The 24,971-nt window shown below is 36.2% G+C and carries 26 protein-coding genes; 14 read left to right on the plus strand and 12 right to left on the minus strand.

Going from position 1 to position 24,971, the window contains the following annotated elements; genetic code table 11:
* Position 1: 1 nt before the first annotated feature.
* Positions 2 to 1,582, minus strand: a complete 1,581-nt coding sequence (gene secD, locus F3G66_RS05195) for a protein translocase subunit SecD (protein WP_149707377.1) — start codon at positions 1,580 to 1,582, stop codon at positions 2 to 4.
* Positions 1,582 to 1,854 carry a preprotein translocase subunit YajC gene (gene yajC / locus F3G66_RS05200; protein WP_021090619.1) on the minus strand — a complete coding sequence of 91 codons (273 nt, stop codon included), beginning with the start codon at positions 1,852 to 1,854 and terminating at the stop codon, positions 1,582 to 1,584. Before yajC ends, secD begins: the two co-directional genes overlap by 1 nt.
* Here yajC and F3G66_RS05205 point away from each other — a divergent pair.
* Positions 1,830 to 3,122, plus strand: a complete 1,293-nt coding sequence (locus tag F3G66_RS05205; protein WP_188115831.1) for an apolipoprotein N-acyltransferase — start codon at positions 1,830 to 1,832, stop codon at positions 3,120 to 3,122. The genes yajC and F3G66_RS05205 overlap by 25 nt on opposite strands.
* A 46-nt stretch (positions 3,123 to 3,168) precedes the next feature.
* Here the strand turns inward: F3G66_RS05205 and metK are convergent, their stop codons facing one another.
* Positions 3,169 to 4,374, minus strand: a complete 1,206-nt coding sequence (gene metK, locus F3G66_RS05210) for a methionine adenosyltransferase (RefSeq protein ID WP_149707379.1) — start codon at positions 4,372 to 4,374, stop codon at positions 3,169 to 3,171.
* Between the two features lie 137 nt (positions 4,375 to 4,511).
* On the opposite strand from metK, the gene sstT reads away from it, so the two are divergent.
* The 13 genes from sstT (at position 4,512) to F3G66_RS05275 (ending at position 16,253) form a co-directional block, all read left to right on the plus strand.
* The gene (gene sstT, locus F3G66_RS05215) at positions 4,512 to 5,879 is read left to right on the plus strand and encodes a serine/threonine transporter SstT (RefSeq protein WP_149707380.1); all 1,368 of its coding nucleotides are present in this window, start codon (positions 4,512 to 4,514) and stop codon (positions 5,877 to 5,879) included.
* An 87-nt stretch (positions 5,880 to 5,966) separates the two neighbouring features.
* On the plus strand, positions 5,967 to 7,688 hold the full coding sequence (locus tag F3G66_RS05220; RefSeq protein WP_149707381.1) for a M3 family oligoendopeptidase: 1,722 nt from the start codon (positions 5,967 to 5,969) through the stop codon (positions 7,686 to 7,688).
* A 1-nt stretch (position 7,689) separates the two neighbouring features.
* A complete protein-coding gene (locus tag F3G66_RS05225; RefSeq protein WP_103589476.1) occupies positions 7,690 to 8,139 on the plus strand; it encodes a hypothetical protein in 450 nt (149 codons plus the stop codon).
* A gap of 51 nt (positions 8,140 to 8,190) precedes the next feature.
* Positions 8,191 to 10,260, plus strand: a complete 2,070-nt coding sequence (locus F3G66_RS05230; protein WP_149707382.1) for an ATP-dependent helicase — start codon at positions 8,191 to 8,193, stop codon at positions 10,258 to 10,260.
* Positions 10,257 to 11,078: a tRNA pseudouridine(55) synthase TruB gene (gene truB, locus F3G66_RS05235; RefSeq protein ID WP_103589477.1), complete on the plus strand. Its 822-nt coding sequence runs from the start codon at positions 10,257 to 10,259 to the stop codon at positions 11,076 to 11,078. The genes F3G66_RS05230 and truB overlap by 4 nt, the downstream gene beginning before the upstream one ends.
* The gene (gene csrA, locus F3G66_RS05240) at positions 11,072 to 11,302 is read left to right on the plus strand and encodes a carbon storage regulator CsrA (RefSeq protein ID WP_087576853.1); all 231 of its coding nucleotides are present in this window, start codon (positions 11,072 to 11,074) and stop codon (positions 11,300 to 11,302) included. The genes truB and csrA overlap by 7 nt, the downstream gene beginning before the upstream one ends.
* Entirely contained in the window at positions 11,299 to 12,042 is a 744-nt protein-coding gene (locus F3G66_RS05245; RefSeq protein WP_149707383.1) for a 4-(cytidine 5'-diphospho)-2-C-methyl-D-erythritol kinase, read from the plus strand. Before csrA ends, F3G66_RS05245 begins: the two co-directional genes overlap by 4 nt.
* A gap of 14 nt (positions 12,043 to 12,056) precedes the next feature.
* On the plus strand, positions 12,057 to 12,509 hold the full coding sequence (gene smpB / locus F3G66_RS05250) for an SsrA-binding protein SmpB (protein ID WP_035142320.1): 453 nt from the start codon (positions 12,057 to 12,059) through the stop codon (positions 12,507 to 12,509).
* An 8-nt stretch (positions 12,510 to 12,517) separates the two neighbouring features.
* A complete protein-coding gene (locus tag F3G66_RS05255) occupies positions 12,518 to 13,114 on the plus strand; it encodes a thioredoxin domain-containing protein (protein WP_103619226.1) in 597 nt (198 codons plus the stop codon).
* Positions 13,115 to 13,176: 62 nt separating this feature from the next.
* Positions 13,177 to 13,611 (plus strand): flagellar basal body rod protein FlgB, encoded by a 435-nt coding sequence (flgB, locus tag F3G66_RS05260; RefSeq protein WP_054196421.1) that lies wholly within the window; start codon positions 13,177 to 13,179, stop codon positions 13,609 to 13,611.
* Positions 13,612 to 13,619: 8 nt separating this feature from the next.
* Positions 13,620 to 14,120 carry a flagellar basal body rod protein FlgC gene (gene flgC / locus F3G66_RS05265; RefSeq protein WP_054196420.1) on the plus strand — a complete coding sequence of 167 codons (501 nt, stop codon included), beginning with the start codon at positions 13,620 to 13,622 and terminating at the stop codon, positions 14,118 to 14,120.
* Positions 14,120 to 14,413 (plus strand): flagellar hook-basal body complex protein FliE, encoded by a 294-nt coding sequence (gene fliE / locus F3G66_RS05270; protein WP_149707384.1) that lies wholly within the window; start codon positions 14,120 to 14,122, stop codon positions 14,411 to 14,413. Before flgC ends, fliE begins: the two co-directional genes overlap by 1 nt.
* Positions 14,414 to 14,420: 7 nt before the next feature.
* Positions 14,421 to 16,253: a peptidoglycan D,D-transpeptidase FtsI family protein gene (locus F3G66_RS05275; RefSeq protein ID WP_149707385.1), complete on the plus strand. Its 1,833-nt coding sequence runs from the start codon at positions 14,421 to 14,423 to the stop codon at positions 16,251 to 16,253.
* A gap of 111 nt (positions 16,254 to 16,364) precedes the next feature.
* On the opposite strand, the gene F3G66_RS05280 is transcribed toward F3G66_RS05275, so the two are convergent.
* From F3G66_RS05280 to F3G66_RS05320, 9 genes are all read right to left on the minus strand, one after another.
* On the minus strand, positions 16,365 to 16,865 hold the full coding sequence (locus F3G66_RS05280) for a hypothetical protein (protein ID WP_149707386.1): 501 nt from the start codon (positions 16,863 to 16,865) through the stop codon (positions 16,365 to 16,367).
* A 52-nt stretch (positions 16,866 to 16,917) separates the two neighbouring features.
* Positions 16,918 to 17,349: a fatty-acid--CoA ligase gene (locus F3G66_RS05285; RefSeq protein ID WP_103593127.1), complete on the minus strand. Its 432-nt coding sequence runs from the start codon at positions 17,347 to 17,349 to the stop codon at positions 16,918 to 16,920.
* Positions 17,350 to 20,445, minus strand: a complete 3,096-nt coding sequence (locus F3G66_RS05290) for a cytochrome c biogenesis protein CcsA (protein ID WP_149707387.1) — start codon at positions 20,443 to 20,445, stop codon at positions 17,350 to 17,352.
* Positions 20,446 to 20,490: 45 nt separating this feature from the next.
* On the minus strand, positions 20,491 to 21,048 hold the full coding sequence (locus F3G66_RS05295) for a c-type cytochrome (protein ID WP_149707388.1): 558 nt from the start codon (positions 21,046 to 21,048) through the stop codon (positions 20,491 to 20,493).
* Positions 21,049 to 21,141: 93 nt separating this feature from the next.
* The gene (locus tag F3G66_RS05300) at positions 21,142 to 22,419 is read right to left on the minus strand and encodes an OprD family outer membrane porin (RefSeq protein ID WP_103600866.1); all 1,278 of its coding nucleotides are present in this window, start codon (positions 22,417 to 22,419) and stop codon (positions 21,142 to 21,144) included.
* Between the two features lie 256 nt (positions 22,420 to 22,675).
* Complete coding sequence (locus F3G66_RS05305) at positions 22,676 to 23,113, minus strand: hypothetical protein (RefSeq protein ID WP_103600636.1); 438 nt, start codon at positions 23,111 to 23,113, stop codon at positions 22,676 to 22,678.
* 133 nt (positions 23,114 to 23,246) lie between these two features.
* Entirely contained in the window at positions 23,247 to 23,834 is a 588-nt protein-coding gene (locus tag F3G66_RS05310; RefSeq protein WP_149707389.1) for a hydrogenase-4 component G, read from the minus strand.
* Positions 23,835 to 23,916: 82 nt separating this feature from the next.
* Entirely contained in the window at positions 23,917 to 24,351 is a 435-nt protein-coding gene (locus F3G66_RS05315; protein ID WP_021090517.1) for a Dps family protein, read from the minus strand.
* A gap of 150 nt (positions 24,352 to 24,501) precedes the next feature.
* Positions 24,502 to 24,879 carry a rhodanese-like domain-containing protein gene (locus F3G66_RS05320; protein ID WP_021090898.1) on the minus strand — a complete coding sequence of 126 codons (378 nt, stop codon included), beginning with the start codon at positions 24,877 to 24,879 and terminating at the stop codon, positions 24,502 to 24,504.
* Between the last annotated feature and the right edge of the window lie 92 nt (positions 24,880 to 24,971).

The following is a 24,971-nucleotide window of genomic DNA, read 5'->3' on the forward strand; positions in this document are numbered from 1 at the left end:
CCTAGCTCCTTTTATAACCAAACCAAAGTCTGGTATTTCCGCTTTTTTCTATCTTATCCATAGTAGCATCAAACATACCATGGGTGCCAAGTATAGCTGTTAGCATCGAAGCCATGATACCTATTGCCATTGTTACTGCAAAGCCTTTAACTGGGCCAGTGCCATAAGCGTAAAGCACCGCAACTGTGATGATAGTAGTTAAATTTGAGTCGATAATTGCGCTCATAGCGTGCTCATAACCCTTTTGCACAGCTGTTCTTATCGCTACACCTTCACGTAAAAGCTCGCGAATACGTTCGTTTATAATGACATTTGCATCGACCGCCATACCAATCGTTAGCACGATACCAGCCATACCTGGCAAAGTAAGCGTCGCTCCAAAAAGCGCCATGACAGCAACTAATATAACGACGTCTGCAACTAGTGCGATATTTGCAAAAATTCCAGAAATTCCATAATAAACTAGCATAAATAACACGACTAAGATAGATCCAGCAGCAAGCGCTACCATACTTTGATTGATGCTCTCTTGTCCTAAAGATGGGCCAACGCTTCTTTTTTCTAGCATCTTAACAGGGGCTAAAAGTGCGCCACTTCTAAGCGCGATCGCTACGTCGTGAGCCTCATCAAGAGTAAAGCCACCGCTGATCTGACCGCTACCGCCACCTATTCTTTCATTTATAACTGGAGCTGAATAAACCTTACCGTCAAGCACGATGGCAAGCCTTTTTCCGACATTTGCACCAGTAAAATCACCAAAAATTCTAGCGCCTTCTGAGTTAAGAGTGAAATTTATGATCGGTAGGTTATTTTGCTGAGAAAATGCAACCTTTGCATCAGTTAGCATCGAGCCGTCAAGCACTGGGATATTTTTAACGACATATTTTACACGGTCATTTTTAGCATCTTTAAAGATCACGTCACCATAGCTTTCAGCCTCTGCCTCGCTCATGGTATTAGCCTGATCTTGTCTTTTATCATCAACTGCCATAAGCTGCAAGTGAGCAGCCTTTGCGATAAGATCTCTTGCTCTTTGCTCATCCTCTTCAGTCTTTATACCAGGAAGCTCAACTAGGATATTGTCTTTGCCTTGTCTGGCAACAGTTGGCTCAGCTAGACCAAACTGATCGAGTCTATTTCTAATAGTTTCAACAGCTTGCGAGATCGCATATTCGATCGTATCCGTTCTTTCTTGCTCTGTTAAAGATATGCTGTAATTTAAACCATCTTTTTTAATATCAAGCCCCTTTATCTCAGCTAGTGCTTTATCTACTTTTGGAGCTTCGTCGCCATCAAGAAGAGTAAAGTCAATATTCTCTTCTTTAATCTTAAATTTATCAATTAACACATCTTCTTTTTTAGCATAATAATTTATACTTCCAGCTATTGATTTTATTTTTGAGTGGATAGCTTCGCTCGTTTCAACACCAAGTAGCATATGAAGGCCACCTTGAAGATCAAGGCCAAGTGAAATTTTAGCCCCATTTTGAGTCTGAAAAAAAGATGGCACCGAAAAGCCAAAACCAAAAATCAAGGCTAATATTAAGATAATTAGCCTATATGTGACTCTTGCGTTACGCATTATTTATCTTCGATCTTTTTAGCTACAAACTCGCGTGCTATGCGAACGATTACATCATCGTTAAGTTTAACTTTGATAAAATCATTTTCGGCTTTAATCACTTCGCAGATAAGTCCGCCATTAGTTATTATCTTATCACCTTTATCAAGAGCTGCGAGCATTGCTGCATGGGCTTTTTGTTGTTTTTGTTGAGGTCTAATAACCAAAAAGTAAAATATGGCGAAAAGCACAACAAGAGGTAGTAATGATGTTAAAAAATCAGCGTTTTGCATGGATTTCCTTATTTGTAAGATTTTTAAATGGGCATTTTAGCACTAAAATTATAATAAAAGCCTTTGTCGGTGCTTTTTTGCTTTCTAACTTTATTTTTTTAAGTTTCTTCGAGAATTTGCTCTTAAATTTTATCTCACCGTTTCTAACTTTGACTGGAATTTACATCATTATAAATTTAAACAGAGCTGGTTTTTTTGTGGCTGGATTTTTCACAGGAATTTTATGGTTTTATTGGATCAGCTTTAGTTTTATCTACTATGAGCTTGTTTGGCTTATACCGTTTGTCATTCTCTTTGTAGCCATTGTTTACGGATTTATGTTTTGGGTGGCTTCTTTTCCCAGTTTTGTCGTGCTAAGAGCTGTTTTACTATTTTTAGTAAGCTACGTTCATCCATTTGGCTTTAACTGGTTTAATCTTGAAGCAACACTTGTTTTGGGCGCTTTTGAGCCAAGCACAAGAGGGCTTATATTTATATTTTTAGCAGCCATTTTTTTAAGCCTAAAGGGTAAAATTTTAAAATTTATCCCAACTTTTATCTGCCTCATCGCCGCTTTACAGTTTAAAAGTAGCGAGGCAAAAACCTTGCCATTTGACGTGGAGTTAATAAACACCGATATCGCTCAAAGGGTGCGCTGGGATAAAAGCTTACGCATGAAATTTACAAATGAAAATTTAGACATGATAAATAACGCCATAGCCGAGCAAAAACGCCTTATCGTACTACCAGAGAGCGCATTTCCACTATTTATGACAAATGAGCCACTGCTTGTCGATGAGCTAAAAGAGCTTTCAAAAAAGATAACCATCGTAGCTGGCGCGCTTGCCTATGAAAATAAGCAAATTTATAACTCTGCATTTTTGTTTCAAGATGGCAATCTTAGGCGAATGGATAAGAAATTTTTAGTGCCATTTGGCGAAGAAATTCCTTTGCCAAAATTTATGCAAGATGCAGTAAATAAGCTATTTTTTGGCGGAGCTAGTGACTTTAAAAAGGCTGAAAATTTTAGCGACTATGAGATAGACGGAGTAAAGATCAGAAATGCTATCTGCTATGAAGCGACAAAAGAGGAGCTTTACAAGGGCGAATTTGACGTGGTTGTAGCTATCACAAACAATGGCTGGTTTATACCAAGTAGCGAACCTGTGCTTCAAAGGCTGCTTATAAAACACCTTGCCACAAAATACAATAAAACGGTCTATCACAGCGTAAATGGCTCAAAAAGTGAGATCATAAAACCTAAAAAAGTATTTTGGGATGAGTTTTAAAAAGAGAAATTCAAAGTGGCTTTTAGATAAAACCACTTTGATATGATTATTTTTTTAGTAAAGCCTTGAAGGTATCAACTGCATCAAGCTTTTCCCAAGGGTATTTTGCATTTCCTACTTGACCTTTTGCAGCTACTTTTGCGTATAAAAACGTATCTTTGCTTGGTTTATCAAGACCAAATTTATTTGTTATCCAGCGAGGCGTTAGAGCGAAATGCTCGCTTACAAAATTTGAAAGCATATCGTCATTTACGCCATTTGCATGAGTTCCCATGGTATCAACACTAACTGAAGTTGGCTTTGCAACGCCGATAGCATAGCTTATCTGAACGATACATTTTTTAGCAAGGCCAGCTGCGACGATATTTTTGGCTATCCAGCGCGCTGCGTAAAGACCACTGCGATCAACCTTTGTGTAGTCCTTACTTGACTGAGCGCCACCACCTATTGGGCTATATCCGCCAAAGCTATCAACGATTAGTTTTCTGCCTGTTAGACCGCTATCATGAAGTGAGCTGTGATTTACATATCTACCTGTTGGGTTTATGTAAATGATCGTTTTTTCTTTATTATACAGTTCTTTTGGAAGACCAGTTTCGTCTATTAAATTTTGAATTAGTGTGCGAAGCTCTTCTATCTTCATGCTCTCCACGCAAGGCGCAGAGACGACGATAGTGTGGATACTTTGAGGTTTGCAGTTTTCAAAATTATCTTTGCTACCGTAATCAATCGTAACTTGTGTTTTTATATCAACACCAAGCTTATCAGGGTTTGCTTTAGCAAATTTATAGACTTTTTCACATAACATTCTTGCGTAAGTTATGGCTGCTGGCATAAATTCTTTCGCTTCGCAGCTCGCAAAACCAAACATGATGCCTTGATCACCCGCTCCGATCTCACCACTACTTTGATCAACGCCTTGATTTATATCTGGACTTTGTTGATTTAAACAAACTTTGACCTCAATATCATCTGGGTGTAAGCACTGCTCTTTTGTAAAGTTGCTCTTTCCATCATATCCGATATGTGCAAGAGCATCTTTTACGATCTTTTCGTAATCTTTAAAAGAGAGTTTTACCTTTGAGTTTATCTCTCCACCTATTACTATATTTTTTCCAGCCACAAAGACTTCGCTTGCGACACGACCATTTGGATCTTGTGTTAAAATAGTATCCACTATGCTATCAGCGATTATATCAGCGCATTTATCTGGATGACCTGGACTTACAACTTCAGAGGTAAATAGATACATTTTCATCCTTTTTCTTGACTAAATTTTGTGCAATTGTAACAAATCTATTTAAAAGGCTAATTAATCTTTATCAAATTCTTTATATTTAAAAATTGTTTAGCTAAAATCAACAAAAAACTAATTTATTAAGGTGTCAAATGAATATACTTAAAAACATAGCAAGAAGATACGCCGATGGAAATTTGATAATTCAAATTTTAGTTGGTATCATCCTAGGTGCCCTAGTTGGCTTTTACACACACTACGAAGCAGCTCCTTATAACAAGATCTCGGCTAAAATTCAAACTATTCAAAACGAAAGTGGTTTGAGCGTAGATGAAGTTATAAAAACTCGCCTTAGTCAAGATGAAGCCAAGCAGCTAAATGAAGCCAAAGAAAAAGCTAGTTCAGCCGATTCTATCGCAGCTTCAGCTTCAGTTTTAGGCGATTTATTCAAAGGTGCTTTAAAAGCTATCGCACCAATTCTTGTCTTTGTTTTAGTAGCGACATCCATCATTTTAAGAGATTTTGGTCATACAAAAGGTATGCAAAAGATCATTACACTCTATCTAATTGGTACATTTTTAGCAGCCGTTGTTGCAGTTATTGCTAGTTTCTTATTCCCAGTGGAGCTTTCTTTAAAAGGTCTTTCAAGTGCTGATATGTCAGCGCCTCAGGGAATTACCAATGTTTTAAAAGATCTCATTTATAAAATGGTCGAAAATCCAATAAACGCCCTTGCAAATGGCAACTATATAGGCATCATCACCTGGGCAGTTGGTAGCGGTATAGCACTTAGAAATTCCACAGCTGAGACCAAAAAAGTATTTAAAGACATAAGCGATGGTGTAACTCATATTGTTAAATTTATCATTAGACTAGCTCCATTTGGTATTTTTGGCATGGTAGCTATTAGCATTCATGAAACTGGATTTGAGGTACTTGCAGGATATCTAAAACTAATTTTAGTTCTTGTTGGGGCAATGCTTGTTGTCGCATTTATCATCTATCCAGCCATGGTTTTTGTATTAACCAGAAAAAATCCTTATCCGCTTGTCATGATCTGCCTAAAAGAGAGTGCTATTTCGGCATTTTTTACAAGAAGCTCAGCTGCAAATATCCCTGTAAATATGGCACTTTGCAAAAAGCTTGGTTTAAAAGAGGAGCTTTACTCGATCTCGATCCCACTTGGAGCTACCATAAACATGGGCGGTGCGGCAGTTACCATTAGTATCCTAGCACTTACTGCGGTAAATTCTATCCCATCTATCACAGTTACATTTGGCGATGCGCTACTTCTTTGTTTCATCTCAGCTCTTGGTGCATGCGGCGCATCTGGCGTGGCTGGTGGCTCTTTGCTTCTAGTGCCATTAGCGTGCGGTCTTTTTGGTATCAGTAATGACATCGCAATGCAGTTTGTAACAGTTGGTTTTACCATTGGCGTCATCCAAGACTCAGTTGAAACTGCGCTAAATAGCTCATCAGATGTGCTTTTTACAGCAGTAGCTTCAGAGACTTCAAACTAATCTTCATAAAATTTCAGCTAAATTTTGGCTGAAATTTTACTTTTATCCATTTTTTTGTAAAATGTCCCAAAAATTTAAAGGATAAATATGCAAATTTGGGATCTAAAAGCACTTTTTGCAAACGAAAAAGAATGCGAGCAAAACGCACTAAATTTACAAAAAGAGTGCGAGAAATTTAAAGATAAATACCTAGAAAATTATGAAAATTTAAAAACAGACGAGTTTTTAAAGGCATTTGGCGAATATGAAAATTTAATCGCTAAAATTTCAAAAGTAATGACTTACGCTTTTTTAAATTTTGCCAAAGATACAAGCAAAGGTGCATTTTATGCAAAGATCGATGAGATAGCGACAAAAGCAAATGAAAATTTGATATTTTTTGAGATCAAATTTAATGAGTTTAGCCCTAAAAAACAAGAAGAGATCATAAAAAACTCTAAAAAATACGGCTACTATCTAAGCAACCTCGCCAAAGCAAAACCGCACCAACTTAGTGTTGCTGAAGAGAGGGTACTACTTCGCACTGCTAGCACTGGAGCTGAGGGCTTTTCGAGGCTTTTTGATGAGAGCATGAGCAAGATGAGGTTTAAATTTAAAGGTGAGCTTTTAAATGAAGAGGAAATTTTAGCCAAGCTTCATGATAACGACCAAAACGTGCGAAAACTAGCCGCCAAAAGCCTCTCAAACGAGCTTAGCAAGCACCAGCACCTTCTTGGCTACATATACAATATGATAAAAACTGATCTAAAAACAAGCTGCGAGCTTAGAAATTTCAAGCTTCCTGAAGAGCCAAGACACCTTGAAAATCAAATCAGTAAAAAAAGCGTTGATTCGCTCATTGCTGTAACTGAGAAAAATTTTGATCTAGTTGCTAAATTTTACGAGCGTAAAAGAGAAATTTTAGGCCTTAAAAAGCTTTATGACTACGATAGATACGCGCCTCTTAGCAGCGAGGGCGAGTATAAATTTGATGAGTGCAAAAAGATAGTTTTAAAAGCATTTTCAAATTTCTCAAGCGAATTTGGCAATATAGCTAAAAGCGCCTTTAATAACGGTTGGATCGACGTTTATCCAGCGCCAAACAAGCGAGGCGGTGCGTTTTCTCACTCAGGATCAAGCGACACTCACCCTTATGTTTTGCTAAATCACACAAACCAACGTAGAGACCTTTTCACGCTTGCTCACGAGCTTGGCCATGCCGTGCATCAAAAGCTCTCTTATAATGTAAGCTACTTAAACTCGGACACGCCACTAACCACGGCTGAGACGGCTTCAGTCTTTTGCGAGATGCTAGTTTTTGATCACATTAAAGACAGCCTTAGCAAAAAAGAGAAAATTTCACTGCTTGCTGGCAAGATCGAGGATATATTTGCCACGCTTTATCGCCAGATAAATTTCACCACATTTGAGCGAGCCGTGCACGCACATGAGGGCGAGATCAGCCTAGATGAGCTAAATAAAATTTGGCTAAGAGAGAGCAAAAAGATGTTTGGCAAAAGCGTCACACTAAATGACTACTACAAAATTTGGTGGAGCTACATCCCGCACTTCATCCACACGCCATTTTACTGCTACGCCTACTCTTACGCGCAGCTCCTTGTACTTGCACTTTTTGGACTTTATAAAAGCGGCAAATGCAAAAATTTCGTTGAAATTTACACCAAGTTTTTGAGTCTTGGCGGCAGCCTTAGTCCAAAGGAGCTTGTGGCTAAATTTGGCTTTGACATAGATGATAAAAATTTTTGGCAGATCGGTATAAACGAGGTTAAAAAGCTAGTAGATGAGTTTTTAGAAATTTCAAAGGATTAAGATGTTAGACGAAATTTTAGATGATGAGAAATTTTCACTTTTGATGAAAATGCACGTCTATGAGTGCATTGATTTTTTGCTTGAAAAAGGGGTAAATTTCTCAGTTATGGCAAATTTACCGCTAGTTAGCTTTGAGCCAAGCTTACCAGATGAGATAAGTAGAAGCTTTAATATGCCAGTCATTATGTTTTCACTTGGTGGCTACACGCTTGAGAGTGCGAAGTTAACGCAGGATGAGCTTAGCTTCGAGGCTGGATTTGGTAGTGAAAATTTTGCCTCTGTGGTCTCCTTTCCACTCGGTGCAGTGGTTCAAATTTTGGTTGAAAATAGCCCGATCCTTGTAAATTTTTCTATTCATAAGCCAAAAGAGAAGCAAGCGGACCACACAAAAAAATCGGTTTCAGTCTTTTTACAAAATCCTAAAAATAAAGATATATTTAAGAAAAAATAGTAATTTTAAGCATTTTTGGCTAAAATCAAAAGAAAATTTAAAAAGCAAAAAATGGAAAAATTACTATCAAATTTAAACGAATCTCAGCGCGAAGCAGCTACTCATATAGATGGTCCGATGCTCATACTTGCAGGAGCTGGCAGCGGCAAGACAAAGACCATCACAACTAGGCTTGCCTACCTCATCGGCGAGGTCGGTATAGACGCGGCAAATACACTAACTCTTACTTTTACAAACAAAGCCGCCAACGAGATGCGTAGTAGAGCCATGACGATGCTAAGCCAAAGTGGCAAAAACTACTCGCCACTGCTTTGCACATTTCATAAATTCGGACTTTTATTTTTAAAGCTTTACATTGAAAAGCTTGGCAGAAAAAATAACTTCGTCATAATCGACACAGACGATAAAAAACGTATCATCAAAAGCTTTGAAAGTCCGGTCGCAACTGCAATTTTGTCAAGCGAAATTTCAAACTATAAAAACTCACTTTTAAGCGTCGAAGAGGTCTATAAAAACGCAAATTTCTCTTCATTTGACAAGAGCAAGGATAACTTTTACAAACAAGCTGCTCAAATTTATGAAAAATATGAGGACTATTTAAAGGCAAACAACCTTGTTGATTTTGACGATCTGCTCGGGCTCACATACAAAATTTTAGACGAAAACGAAGAGCTTGCTAGAGAAATTTCAAACCGATACAAATACATAATGGTCGATGAGTATCAAGACACAAACGACCTTCAGTATAAACTGCTAAAAAAGCTCTGTCTATGTCACGAAAACATCTGCGTCGTAGGCGATGATGATCAAAGTATCTACGGCTGGCGCGGCGCAAAGATCGATAATATCTTAAATTTTAAAGATCAGTTTAAAGATGTAAAGATTATCAGGCTTGAGAAAAACTACCGCTCGAGCGAGGCGATACTAAAGGCTGCAAACGAACTAATAGATCACAACCGCAACCGCCTTGGCAAGAAGCTCGTGGGCACAAAAGGCGAAGGCGAGGCCGTAAATCTGATAGAGAGCTTTGATGAGAGCGTCGAGGCTGGCAAGATCGCAAAATGCATAAAAGAGCTTTTAAGCAAAGGTGTGCAGGCAAAAGATATTGCGATCTTATACCGCATAAACGCGCTCTCTCGCTCGCTTGAAGATGGGCTAAACAAAGAGCAAATCGCCTATAAAATGGTCGGCGGAGTTAAATTTTACGAACGAGCCGAGATCAAAGATATCATAAGCTACTTAAGGCTGATAAATAATCCAAACGATGACTTTTCAATAAGACGCATCATCAACCGCCCAAAACGAGGACTGGGCAAAGTGAGCCTTGATAAGCTTGAAAAAATGGCATTTGATGGCAAAATTTCCATTTACGAGGCGATCTCAAACATCTCTGATAACGACGAAGCCTTTAGCAAAAAGGTGAAATCAGCTCTTGTTGAGTTTGCAAACAACCTAAAAGAGCTTCAAGAAAGCAGCTCGGTTTTTGACCTGATAGATAAATTTGAAGCTAAATTTGGCGTGAAAAAATACTACGAGAGCTTGCCAGATGGTGCTGAAAGAGCGGCGAACATCGATGAGTTTTACGCTGTTTTAAGAGATCAGATCAAGCAAAATCCAAGCTTTGATCTGGAGGAATTTCTAAACGAGATCACGCTAACAAGTGAGCAAGACGGCATCAGCGATGAGGCTATTAGTATCATGAGCGTGCATGCGAGCAAGGGACTTGAGTTTGAGCACCTTTTTGTTATCGGCCTTGAAGAGGGATTTTTTCCGCTCATTGGCGATGGAAGCGACATCGAAGAGGAGCGCAGACTTGCTTATGTGGCGATAACAAGAGCCAAAAAAACACTTAGTCTAAGCTTTGCAAATTCGCGCTTTTACAAAGGTCAGCGCACGAGGCTAAATAAAAGCAGATTTTTAAGTGAGAGCGGTATCACGCATGGCTCGCTAGTCATCGAACAGAGTAATGAATTTAAAAAAGGTGACCTTGTTAAACATAAAATTTTTGGTATCGGCAGAGTGAGCGCGGTTAGCAAGATCAAAAAAGAGTTTAAACTGACCATAAATTTTGGTGGCAATGTAAGAGAAATAATGTCAAGCTTCGTGGAAAAGGCCGTATGAACGCCATCTTCGTGGCAAATAAGCCAGCTGGCATGAGCTCAAACCACTTTTTAGGGCGACTAAAGAGAAAATACGGCGTTAAAAAGGCTGGGTTTTCAGGCACACTTGATCCATTTGCAAGCGGTTGTTTAATAGTCGCTTTTGGCTCGTATACGAAATTTTTTAGATTTTTAGACAAAAGTCCAAAAGTCTATGAAGCGACGATCTGGCTAGGGGCAAGTAGTCCTAGCATGGATAATGAAAATATCACTGAAATTTCAAATGTAAAAGAGATAAATTTAGAAAAACTTGAAGCCATAAGAGGCGAACTGACTGGCAGAATAAGCTACATCCCACCAAAATTTAGTGCCAAGCATGTAAATGGTACAAGAGCCTACAAGCTAGCTAGAAACGGCGAAGAATTTGAGCTAAAGACAGAAACGATGGAAATTTTTGATAGCCAAATTTTAAACTACTCGCACCCATTTTTAGCTATCCGTCTAAGCGTAAGTGAAGGAAGTTATATCCGTTCGTATGCAGAAATTTTTGGGAAAAGACTTGGTTATAATGTAACTTTAAGCTCATTAAAAAGGATAAGTGAAGGCAAATTTTGCTACGAAAATGAAAAATTTTTGAATATTTGTGATTTTTTAAATATTCAGAAAAATACATACTTTGGGGACATAAATGATATTCTTGATGGTAAGAAATTAAAAATTAACGATTTTGAAACACAAAAGCAAGGAATTTATTTGCTAAATTATGATAAATTTATGAGCGTAATCCAAATCACGGATGATACTATAAATTACACTCTAAATAAGGTTGAAAAATGTTAATCCTAGCAAGAAAAGAAAATGAAGAAATTTTAATAGGAAATGACATAAAAGTTGTCATAGTAAATATTTCAAAAAATACCGTTAAACTCGGTATAGAAGCGCCACGAAATACAATGATACTAAGAAGCGAACTGGCAAACGATATCAAAAACGAAAATATCCATGCCACAAAAACTGCAAGTGAAGCCGATATCTACGAGCTAGCCAAAAAAATCGAGAAATGAAAAGCTTTGCAAAGATAAATGTATTTTTAAAGATAGTTGGTACTAGAGGCAGCTACCACGAAATTTTATCGCGCTTTATCCTCTGTGAGCAGCTTTTTGACGAAATTTATTTTAAAAAGTCAGATTCGTTTGCCATAGAATGTAACAACCACGATATAAAAGATAACATCATCCAAAAAGCGATAGACGAGCTAAAAAGAGCTGGCTTTTCAAACGAGCTAGATGAGTTTTTTAGCTCTCACAAAATCATCATCAACAAACAAATCCCAATAGGTGCTGGTCTAGGAGGAGGCAGTTCAAACGCTGCCACCTTTTTACTAATGGTAAATGACGAGCTAAATTTAAATATAAAACGCGAAAATTTGATGCAAATAGCCTCTAAAATCGGCGCAGATGTGGCCTTTTTTGTAAGTGGTTACAAGGCAGCAAATGTAAGCGGCATAGGCGAGATCATAGAAGAATTTGACGATGAAGTGCCAAATTTAAGTATCTTCACGCCAAATGTTTTTTGCTCCACACCGATGGTTTATCAAGAATTTAGAAGCAATTTCTTACAATACATAGACGTTAATGCTGCAAAAAAGATGCAAAATTTAAAGAGCAAAGAGCTACTTGAAATTTATAAAAACGAGGAGCTAAACGATCTTTTTGCCCCATGCTTTAAGCTCTATCCACAAATGAATGAGTTTAGGGATAAATTTCTAAGCGGCAGCGGCAGTAGCGTATTTAGCGTAAAATAAAAGGTAAAATTTTGATAAAAGATCTAGCAAAAAACAAGAAAGCTTTGCACGACTTTAGCATACTTGAGACCTTCGAGGCTGGCATCGTTTTAAAAGGCAGCGAAGTCAAAGCTCTAAGGGCTGGTAGAGCAAATCTAAAAGATAGCTTTGTACGTGTCATAAAAGGCGAACTTTTCTTACTAAACGCCCATATCAGCTATCTTGAGACCACACATAGCGCATTTCGTCCAAATGAGCGAGCAGCCAGAAAACTTTTGATGCATAGAAAGCAGATCGATAAAATTTTCGGTCAAGTCTCACAAGATGGTCTTACTTTGGTTGTTTTAGCACTTTATCTAAGTGATAAAAACATCGTAAAAGCAAGGCTTGCCCTTGCAAAAGGTAAAAATTTACACGATAAACGCGAGACTCTAAAAAGACGCGAGGCAGACAAAGAGGCAAGAGCTGCCATAAAAAGATATGTTTAAGGGATAAGATGAAGAAATTAATTGTTTTAATAATCGCTTTATTTACTTTTTTTGGTTGCGGTGAGGACGAGAGCAGCAGTACAAATTTTAAAGAATTTAGCCCAAATGAAGAGGTTAAGCTTATAGACGTAAGCGGCAAGGAGCTTACTTTAGTTAGAAAAGATCACGGCTTTGCTATCAAAAATGATGAAAATAAGGTTTTAATGATCGACATTTTTGGCACATTTTGCCCGCCTTGCCAAAAAGAGGCAGCTGAACTTACAAAATATCAGCTTGAAAACAAAGATAAATTTACGCTAGTTGGACTAACTCACTTTGAAAACGTCACAAATGAGTATGTTTTGCACGAATTTATGCAAAAATTTAACGCCTACTATTTCATAACAAACGATCAAAAGATAAATGATAGACTTGCCGAGCAGATCGTAAGAGACATCGAATATAAACACGAGATCGCACTACCTTTTAAAGTAGTGATAAAAAATGGCGAATATCAAATTTTAACAGACGTAGATAGCGGACAATACGGGGTAAAATACTATCTTGGTGGTATAAAAGTCACAAAAATGAAAGAAGATCTGGCAAAAATTTATGAGACAAAATAAATTTGCTCTATATTTGGAACATAGTTTGCTTATAAAAGTGTGAAATTTCATAAGGATTTTAAATGTTTGTTTTAGATAAATCAAAATCTAGCCCACTTGTTGAATCAGCTCTTGCAGGCAGAGAACTACGCCAAAAACTAATCTCTGGCAATCTTGCAAACGTTGATACACCATTTTATAAAGCTAGAGATATAAGATTTGAAGATGTTTTAAAAGAAAAAGCAAATGAAATTTATAACACTTCAAGCCAAAAAAAACTACAACTTGCTAAGACAAACGAAGCGCATATGGCTGCAGTTGATTTTCCAAAAAGCGACACAGCTCAAATTTTCTTGCGTGATGGTCATATGGCTAGAAATGACGCAAATACAGTCGACCTTGACGTGGAAACAACAGAAATGGGCAAAAATACAGTTATGATAAACGCCCTTGATAACGCCTACAAGGCTCAAAGCAATATCTTTAAAAGCGTAATAGACGCAAGTGCTAAGAACTAGGAGAGATGATGTCATACTTAAATGATTTTGATATTAGTGGATACGGACTAAGTGCGCAACGCTTCAGGATGAACGTCATCAGCTCAAACATAGCAAATGCTCAAACCACAAGAACGGCTGAAGGTGGACCATATAGAAGACAAGAGGTGATCTTTAAAGAGATGAATTTTGATAAAATTTTAAACGATCAGCTTAAAAGCTCACAAAGTCTACTCGAGTATGAAAATCCACTCGACGACCCAAGCTCACCAAGAAACGCTCACCCTGCCCTAACTAGTGTGATCGTAGATAAAGTGGTGCGTGACGATAAGGACTTTCAGCTAAAATACGACCCGAGCCATCCAGATGCAAACGCAAATGGCTACGTCGCATTTCCAAATATAAATCCGGTCATTGAGATGTCTGACCTGCTTGAAGCAACAAGGGCATACCAAGCAAACGTGGCAGCCTTTCAAAACGCAAAAACAATAGCACAAAGTGCGATATCACTTATTTCAGGACAAGCATAATGATAAATAGTATAAATTTAGACAAAATAAATAAAAATGAAAATTCAAATAAAATAGCAAAAGCAGGCGAAGAAGGCGACTTCGAAAATGCTCTAAACGACTCTTTAAAAGAGCTAAACAAGGTTCAAATAAACGCTGATAAAGCCATAGCTGATCTTGCAACTGGCGAGGTAAAAGATCTTCACCAAGCTGCTATTGCGATAGGCAAAGCAGAGACTAGCATGAAGCTTATGCTAGAAATTCGCAACAAAGCACTAAGTGCTTATAAAGAAATTTCTAGAACACAAATTTAAGTCATTAATGAATTCCAGAAAATCAAAAATAACCATACTTTTTTTATTAATTACTTTTGGAATTTCAATATTCGTACTTGTCATATTTTATAGAGCAAGTATCGAGCGAAAGCTTCCTAGGCTTCAAACAAGCGATATAAATACAGCAATTCGTGGTAACATAATCACAAAAGATGGCTTTAGCATCTCTTCAAGTCAAAAGCTTTACAAAGTGATGCTTGATACTAGAAATATTGATCCTAATAAAAAAGAGATGTTTATCAAGCTATATTCGCTTTACAGCGGCGACGATCCAAACAAAGTAAGAAAGATCATAAATGGCACAAAAGGTATCGTTACGCTCTCATACAGTATTGATGCAAAGGGTGCTACCTACCTTCAAGAGCTCTCAAGAAAGCTAAATCGCAAGAGCATTTTGGTTTCATACCTTGATCCAAAAACAGGACTTGCTTCATTTCAGGGCATGAGAGTAATGGAGAGCGGCCAAAATCGTAAATTTATGTCAAAAGATGCCCTCACACCAGCTATTGGCTACGTGAGCAAAACTGAAAGTGATACACTTACAAAAAGCAAAGGCGTAAAAGGTCTTGAGAGATATTATGAAGATTATTTAGCCCCTATACAAAATGCAAAAATTTTAGGGCCTCGTGATATTGGAAATAATATCATTTTAACAAGTGACTCAAATTTAGCAACAAGAGTAGATGGCTACAATGCGGTGCTTTCTATACCGCTTAAATTTCAAACCAAACTAGAGCAAATTTTAGATGAAAAGCGTGAATTTCTAGATGCAAAAGAGTTAGTTATATGCATAATGAATAGCAAAAATGGAGAAATTTTAGCCCTAGCCTCTAGCTCAAGATATGATCCTTCGAATATAAGAAAGCAAGATTATAGCGCTCTAAACTCTACCGTTAGTGAATATGCTTATGAAGTTGGCTCGGTTTTTAAGCCATTTATATTTTCTATCTTACTTCAAGAGAAGAAAGTAAATCCATTTGAGCTTGTAAATACCTATAATGGCCGATACCAACTTGGCAAAAGGATAATCAAAGATACCCATCCAGAGCCTTTTATGAGCGCTGAAGATATAATCGTACACAGTTCAAACATCGGCATGATTCAGCTTGTTGAGCGTTTAAATGGGCCACAAATTTATCAAGGACTTTTAAATTTTGGCTTTTCAAGAAAGACTGGCATAGATCTACCTTACGAGCAAGTAGGTATGATGCCAACAGTTACAAAGCTAAACTCATCGACATATAAGGCGACTGTGAGCTACGGATACGGCTTGCAAGCTACATTTATGCAGCTTTTAAAAGCCTATAATACATTTAATAATAAAGGCATTGAAGTTACTCCTCACATGGTTGCCTACTTAGAGAGAAATGGAAAAAGATACGATTTGCCAAAGTCCGAGCCAGCTCAAGTTATATCACAAGAAACCGCAAAGATAATGAAGAGAATTTTAATAAAAACGGTTGAGAAAGGTACTGGACTAAAAGCCTTTACGCCAGGGCTTGAGATAGGTGGCAAGACTGGAACTGCACACATTGCTTCAGGTAGTGGTGGATACAGCAATACATACAATGGCTCATTTTTTGGCTTTGCAAATGACACAAGAGGCAATAGCTACACAATAGGCGTTTTAGCAAGGGATCCTAAAAGACCTTACTACTACTTCGGTGCTCAAAGTGCCTTACCTATGTTTAAAAAAGCAGTTGATCTGATGATTGAGGATGGATATTTATTTCCTGATGCAAATGTAATAGCTGAGTTTGAAGCCAAAAAAGATAAGCTTAAAAACGATAAGACAAAACAAAAACCTGCTTTAGACTAAAATTTAAGGATAAGAAAGATATAAAAACTAAGCAAAAGCTAAATATAAAAATTTCTCTTGCTTTTTGGCATTTTCTCTAATTGCAAAATCTTTAATGCTCTTAAAATACTTTTAGTTTCTAATAGCAATTAAATTATAAATAGAAAATCTAAACTGATCAAAAAGATTTAAGCCTCTCATATTTTTAGAGGTTACCTCTTTGTCATCTTTGTAGTTTTTTCCGCCTAAAAAGAGCAGATAAATAAGCGGCATAATATAATTAAATCTTAAGAAAAGCGCTACGATACAATGAAAAAAGCCGTAGTTATATCTGATACAAACATAAAAGCCATAAATTATATAGGCTATCATTAAAATTAAAAAAGCATAGAATACAAAGCTTAAACCAGTATAATCTGAAATATTTAAAAAGCTACAAACTAAAATAAAAGCACTTACCAAAGTAGGTAATATAATGATTGGAAAAATTATATGAAGTCCAATTAGATCAAATTTACTCGCATAAACCTTTATGTTATATCTACCTGAAGGAATTATTAAAAATATAGGCAATACGATTGAAAAGAGAATAAGAAATATCACATACATAGAATCAATATCATAAGAACTCATTTTATACCAAACTTAATTTTAAGATATTTTAACTACACTTTTTTGAATAAATTTATCTACGATTTTTGCGATTTTCTATGCCGATTTTCTCACTCTCTTCTATTTCGACAATGTAGCTTGGGTTTTTCTTTTTAGCCTCTTTGTCTAAAAAACTAATGAGCTTTGCATCAGAATTTTTATGAGAGCAGATTAAAATTATAAAATTTATATAGTTGTTTGCCTCTTTTGGCATGACTTGGTTATTTTTAGCTGGTATACTAAAATTTCCTACAAAAATTTGAATAAGTTCGAAAAGCTCGTTTTTACTTAGGCTATTATCACCGGCAAGCTTTTCAAGCTTTTCGATCGTTATCTCTTCTTTTTCTAATGCAAGGTCCTTTATTTCGGCGCTATAATCTCTATTTCTTAAAAGTAGATAGATTAACGCGCAAATTGCAATTAATAGCAATACAATAAAGAAAACTATTAGACCTTTTATTAGCATCTAAAGCCTTGAGCAAAGTGATCGCTTTGTAAATGCTAAAACACTCATAAGCACCATTATTACAATACTAATCCAGACAAAATCAGGTACTGGTAATGGATCGCCAGCTGCATACGAGTGCATGCCAGCTAAATAAAAATTTACACCAAAATAAGTCATAATAATCGACCAATAAGCAAAGAACGAAGCAACTGCAAATGCATATTGATTGTTTAGCTTTGGAATAAATCTTATATGAAGAACTGCAGCATAAACAAGTATCGAAACTAGCGCCCAAGTCTCCTTGCTGTCCCAGCCCCAATATCTGCCCCAACTCTCGTTCGCCCAGACACCGCCTAGGAAATTTCCAAGAGTAAGCAAGCTAAGTCCTAGTATCATAGCCATCTCATTTATACGGGTAGCTTCGAGGATATTGCGAGAAATTTCTGCATTTGGCTTTTTCTTATTTTGCAAAATGATAAGCAATAGTGTAAAGCCACCAAGTAACGCGCAAAGCCCTAAAAATCCATAACTTGCAGTAATGACGGAAACATGTATTGTTAGCCAGTAGCTTTGAAGCACTGGCACAAGTGTAGTGATCTGTGGATCCATCCAGCTAAGGTGCGCAACAAACAATGTAACACCAGCCAATATAGACGTAAGAGCAAGAGCGATAGGGCTACGTTTTGCAAAGACGATACCAGAAAATCCTAAAGCCCAAGCGATATAGACCATTGATTCATAAGCATTACTCCAAGGCGCATGCTCAGCAATGTACCAACGAAGTCCAAGTCCGACAGTATGAGCAAGAAAAGCTAGTAAATTTATAATATACACAATCTTTACAATGCCATTTATCTGAACCTTTGGAGCTAGCATTTTGACAAAAACAAAAAATAAAAGCGCAAGGCCAGCCAAAAGATAAACCGGCGTCAATCGCTCAAAAATTTGAATTTTATTAAACAAAATTTCTATATTTATCTTTTCTTCACTTGGCATTACAGCAGAACCATACTTTTGCTGATAGGCTGAAATTTTATCAAGTGCGGCATCAGCCTTGCTCCAATCATTATCTTTTGTTGCTGCATCAACTGCTGCAAAATACTCTCTCATCATATTAATGACTAGATTGGCCTCCTTAGGCGGAAAGTACATCATTGCACTAGCAGGCGAATACCAAGAGTTTGATGGGTCATCTTGTTTTGGAAAAATTTTAAAAATTTCACCAATAAATATCATATAAAAAACATTCAATCTCTCATCGATCTTGATCACATCTTTATCAAATGTATTGCGTGATCCAGGATGCTTACGATTAGCAATTTCAGCAAATTTTGTGAGTTTATATTCACTTCCGCCATCTTTTGTGGCTCTAAAAAAATCATTAAAACTTGCATACTTTGCATTTTCATCTATGCCAAGCTCTTTTTTTAGCTCCTTGCTTTGTCCAAGTGAGATAATTTTTTCATTTCGCCAAAAATCAGGCGTTACCATTATTGAAAGCATAGCTTGATTAGAGTTTAGGCTATTTATGTTCTCGCTTCTATGTATTTTATTTAAAATTTCTTTACTAAGAGTGTCAAATGGCTTCATTCTACCATCTGAGCTTTGCACAATAAGTCTAGAAAGCTTTTGTGTGTGCTCTTTGCTGATATTAGGCAAAAAGTCTTCAGCCTTTAATGAGCTAAAATTTAAACTTAAAAGCATCATGGCAATAAGAGCAACAACCTTTTTACCACCTTTTGTTGATTCATTGTCTATTAACTTAGCTAGCTTTCTAAAGCGGCTACCAGGATTTACAACATTTAACACAAAGCCAAGTCCAAGTAGAAAGTAGCCGATATAAGTTGGTATCTTGCCTGGATCTTTATTTACAGAGAGAATGGTTCCTTTTTCATCTGTATCGTATGAACTTTGGAAAAATCTATAACCATCATAGTCAAGCACGTGATTCATATAAATTTTATAGTCAAGCCCTGACATGTTTGTATCATCTTTTACGATAACTTCACTTGAATAGCTCATAGGAGAATTTGAGCCAGGATATCTTTTAAGCTCAAAGTCTTTTAAGTATAAGCTAAACGGGAGTTTAACTTGCTGCGCACCCCATGAAGCGTTAAATTTTTGTCCAGCCACAGCTAAGCGTGAAGGCTCTGTTAGGTTATAAAAAATATGCATCTCTTTACTCTCGCCTTTATAATTTAATTCAGCTATCAAGGCGTTAAATTCGCTATCTTTTGTGCTAACTAGCTTTCTTAAAGCATGAGTCGAAACTAATCTTGGAGCAAAATTTATATTTGAAATAGTATAAAGACTGCCCATGCCAAAATCATTTACACTACCAGCTTTTAACTCAGTTTTTGAGCTATCACTCATTGTAAATTTTGAAAGATCAGTATTTGAAGTAACTGTGAAATTTCCGTCCACTAATTTAAAAAGCACATATTTTTTACTCTCATCTGGCTTAGCATTAAAGATAAAACTAATATCTGCAACTCTTGCTTCCTCTTCTTCTAACAAGAAGATTTCTTCACTTTCACTCTCGTTTGAAACCACAAATTCCACTACTGGTTGCCCGTTTTTATCATCCACAAACTTATAACTTGCATTTGGCACAAATTCTTTAAATTTTAAATTAGCTTCATTATCTGCTATCTTTAGCTTTAAGTCAAAACCTTTTTTTGCATCAGAAATTCCTAGTGGCAAAGCAGCGTTTATCTCTTCTCCATTATCGTTTAATGCGGTTAAATTTAAATAGGATATTTTTGTCGTAACGATATTTGACTGAGTTTTTTCTCTTATATGCATATCAGCCTCAAAGCCAAGATATCTTGTTATTCCGGCACCGATTAAGATAACGATAAAACCAAGGTGAAAGATAAGCGAAGGGAGTTTTTTGGGATCTATTAAGTTATATCTAAAGATATTATAGGCCAAATTTATACCAAGAAGTAGTTGAATGAGTGCAAACCAGCTGGCACCATAAACATAGTACCATGCAGCTTCTGTGCTAGTTTTACTTTCTATTATCGTAGCGGCTCCGCTAGCTATGGCAAAGATTATCATCAAAATGATAGCTGAGCCCATACTTAAAAATAATGATTTTGGATTTAACATCTGCTTCCTTTTATTTATATTATGACAAAGCTATCAAAGTGAAACTTATCTTAAATAACTGCCTTGCTTTGTTTGAGTAGAGACCGGCTTGTTCTCATTTGTGTCTTGTTCAGCAAATGCATCTTTACCTTTTAGATAGGCGAGAATCGCGCCAAGATCATTATTTGAAATAATTTTAGCTTGGTTTTGCATTACATTTTTGCCACTTCCGCCAAAACTTGAGTCACTTCTATAAGAGATGATGCTATCTTCAATATCTTTAGCATCCATATTTTTTAGAGGTGTTGAACCAAATGGCCTTTTATCAGCATTCTCGCCATGACAGCTAGCACATTGCTTTTCATAAAGCTCCTTACCCAAAGAAACACTATATCTACCCTTTCTATCAACGCCCAATTTTAAAATTCTATTATCTTTATAGCGTCTTGGATCTTCATCAACATAGACATTTACTTTTTCATTTCTATCATTAGCCTGCTTTTTTGCCATTTCAGCAAGTTCTTTACCAAACTCACCACGAGCTTCTATATAGTAGACTTGTGAAGCTGCAAAGGCATTTGCCACCAAAAAACACGCCAAAAAAGAAATTTTAATACTTTTCATAACTTTCCTTGAAATTTTGCTCTAAATTTAAAAATCCCGGATCAGATTGCTTCCGACCCGGGATTATATCATAAGTTGATTAATTAGCTACGATTAGAATGAGTATTTAGCTTCAAATCTGAATTGATCTTCTTTGTTTTTAGCCTCATCAGCAAATTTTGAAGTTTTGAATGCATAGTATGAGCTAAATGTTAGCTTTTTGCTATATTCATATGCAAATCTTGGGGTAACCTCTTCAACTTTTTCTTTGCCATTTTTGCCAGGAGCTGCAGCGTGTTTAATGTGGCCTTTTATGTAATCAACACCAACTGTAAATTTATCAAATGTATATCCAGCTGTTCCATATACTAGGTTTGCTTTTCCATCAGCCCAAGTTGGATCAAGTGTAAGCTCGCCAACATCTATTAGACTGCCTTTATCTTCAAGAGCAAATGATGTTACACCTTTATTATCAACTTTCCAACCCATATAACCAGCTCTCAAATCAAAGCCAAATAGTGAAGCTGTAAGTTCGCCAGCATAGAAGTTACCATCATTATAGTTTGCAACGCCATTAGATTCATCTATACCTTTAGAAAGATGTGCTTTTGCACTTTTATCTACAGTGGTATTTATATAGTTAACTCTACCGCCTAAGCTAACATCATCATTAATAGCAAAATTTGCTGAAACATCAGCTGCAAGTAGATCAGCTAGATTTGTTAGGCTAGCATACCATAGTTGGAAATTGATAGGATCATATGAACCAGCGATGCCAACTGCATATAAATTACCAACATCATAAACATCTAGTCTATTCACATCTTCATTGTTTGAATTTTTAGCCGCATAGAAATCACCATCACTTTCTGTATCATCACCTTCAATAGCATCAAAAGCTAGAGCTGTTAAAGTAAGACCTTCGATATCTTCATTTACTATTCTTACACCAGTACCGACAGCATCATCAGTAAAGTATGAACCTATAACTTGTTTACCAGCTGTTATAGTAGTAGCACCTACTTTGTAGCCTAGATAAAATTGATAAACTTTAAATGAATCAGTTGTATTTGTTTTATCTGTTCCAGCTTTAGCATTATCGCCTGAACCGTCATTTGCATTATATCTTAGGCCGATAACACCAAAGAAGTTATCATCGATGGCAGCTTTAAAATTTGTAATCATTTTAAAGTTATGTTTTGCATCACTTCTATTTTCTGAAGGAGTTGCTGAAGCATCAGCACTTTTATCTCTAGTATTTGTATATCTATATCTTGCAAATCCTGAAAGATCTACATTTTTTATAGCTTCTTCAAGTGGAGTAGCACTTGCTACGCTTGAAAACGCACCTAAAGCAACCAAAGCGGCTAAACTAATTTTTGTTAGTTTCATTTTTTCTCCTTTTAAGGTTTTTGTGCTGACGATTATAATCAATAAAATTTAATATGAAGCTTAAAATTTTTAATTTCAGTTACCGATCGTTTACCGTAATTAATCAAGAATAGATAAAAGTTGATAATTTTAAACAGACTAAGGATAAAAATTAAAATGAGTAAAAAGAAAAAGGGGCTATTGCTTTGCCCCTTAAAAGGAGTTCTAGTTTTGATTGCTGTTGAAATTATATAAGCAAGCAGTAAATCAACGGTAATTAAAAAGAAATTTTTTCCTCTTTTGGTACTTCGATATTTGTTTTTACATTTTTTCTTTTAATAACCACTTCATTTTGCGGCTTTTTTATACCATTATATAAGCCACGAGAGCCGCCCTCTTTTATAAGAAGCATATCTATAAGTTTATCTGCATAAAAGGTCGCATAGACCAAGTCGCCTTTATCATAATAGTATCTATTTGCACAAAAATTTGCTTTATTGAGTTTGTGGTTTTTTGTATCGCTCGCCACTATTTCATAGCAGTATTTTGAATCTTTATATGTAACCTCTTTTATAAAACCTTTGATCGAGCTTTTTGCTGGTGTATTTTGCATGACCTGTCTTGGCTGTTTTCGCACTGGTGGGTTGTCCTCAAAAAATGAGCAACCCAAAAACATGATAGCAGTTGCCAGTGGAAGTAAAATTTTAGCTTTCATCTCTTCTCCTTAGCGTAAAATGGCGAAGTATAACTTTTAAGATTAAATAAATTTTGCGGAAAATTAAAGGCTCGTATCTAAATTTATATACACGATCATACAAATTTATCTTAGGCGAGCCTGCCTAAGATAGTTAAGCTGAAACATTTAAAACGTTACCGCCAAGCTCGGCGATCTTTTTATCAAGTGTCTCAAGGGTCTTTTCAATAGTCTTTTGTGAAATTTCAGGAAGCTCACCTCTCCAAATTTTCTTCGCATCCTCAAAACCCTTTGCCACACCCTCTCTACCAGCTTTTAGTTTTTCCACGTCATCGCCTGCACTATTTAGCACAAAGCTAGCTATCCTATCAGCCGTATTTGCGATACCAAAAAATCCATTCTCACTAATAAGATCATTTGCCTCGTCACTACTTAGCTCGTTTAAAGATTTACCGTTATAGCCGGTACTTACAAGATCAAGTCCTGATAAAATTTCTGATAAATTTTTAGGCACATTAAAGCTTAAGCCACCTTGAGCTAATAAATTTGAACTACTATTTTTAACAATCTCTTTTTGATACTGCAAAAAGTAGCTATTTGAAATATCTTTGGCTGTTAAATTTGTAATTTCAGACTCTTTTTTAGAGATATCCTTTTTATCTTTATGAAGTGAAATTTCTGATTTTACATTTTCTTTTAAGCTTGAATTATTATATGAGTTTGTAATTTGAGAAATTTTCATTTTGGCTCCTTAGAATTTATAAAATCAATATCGCCAAAAAGTAGAATTTATTTAGATAGAGCGGGAAAACTCCCGCTAGTAGTTATTTGCTAAGTGTTGCGTTTAGCATCCAGATCGCTTTTTCAAATTTTGCGATTTGATCTTGTGCATACATTTGAGTTGTTGTATCGCCTTCTGCAAGCTCGTCAAGCTTTTTAAACTCGCCCAAAAGGTGTTTATAATCAGCCAAGACAATCTCTAAAACCTCAGTTGGAGTGTAAATTTCTTTTGGCTCGTGTTTGATGTGAGTAACTTTTGCTAGCTCCTCAGCCTTGACGATAGGTCTGCCACCAAGCATGAGAGCTCTCTCAGCTGCATCGTCAAATATCTCACTCATATCTTCGTAAGCTTTTTCTGTGTATTCATGAACGCTAAAAAATTGAATACCTTTTACATTCCAGTGAAGATCGTGAAATTTAATATAAAGTGCATTTGCATCAGCCTGAATAACATTTAATTGTAAAATAACTTTTGACATTTTGTCTCCTTTTTTATTATAAATATGATGAAATTATATATAGTTAGAGTTAATCGGTAGTTAATCAAATAATAAATTTTATTATTTGATATAAAATTTGACTACAAAATAAATTTATCTTATAGTCAAATATAGGATTACAAAATTTGTTTATTTTTTATAAGGCGTAGTTTTATAGCCTTGCTCGATCAAGCTACTCATACCTCCATCTAAATTTATTATCTTAAGATCTGAGCTATCTATCGCTGCGGCTGCTGCTGTGCTTCTTCTGCCACTTCTACAAACAAGAGCAATAGGTTTTTTAATATCAACTGCCTTTGAAAGCTCCTCTAAAAATGCACTCTTATCGTTTGGATTAAAAGTTATAGTCTTTGCACCTGCGATAACACCAGTCTCTTGCCACTCAGATGGAGTTCTTATATCGATAATCTGATCATATTTTTTGATCTCATCTGGGCTTATATTAACGGTTTTAACATCAGCTGACAACATACAACAAACAGCTCCTAAAAGTAAAATTTTTTTCATCTACTCTCCTTAAATAAATTTTTGAAATGTTAGCACGAATTATTAAATATATAAAAAATTTTGTTGATAAAATTTATTAGTTTAGATAAAAA

The sequence above is a fragment of the Campylobacter concisus genome (assembly GCF_902460665.1).
Classification (GTDB): Bacteria; Campylobacterota; Campylobacteria; order Campylobacterales; family Campylobacteraceae; genus Campylobacter_A; species Campylobacter_A concisus_AL.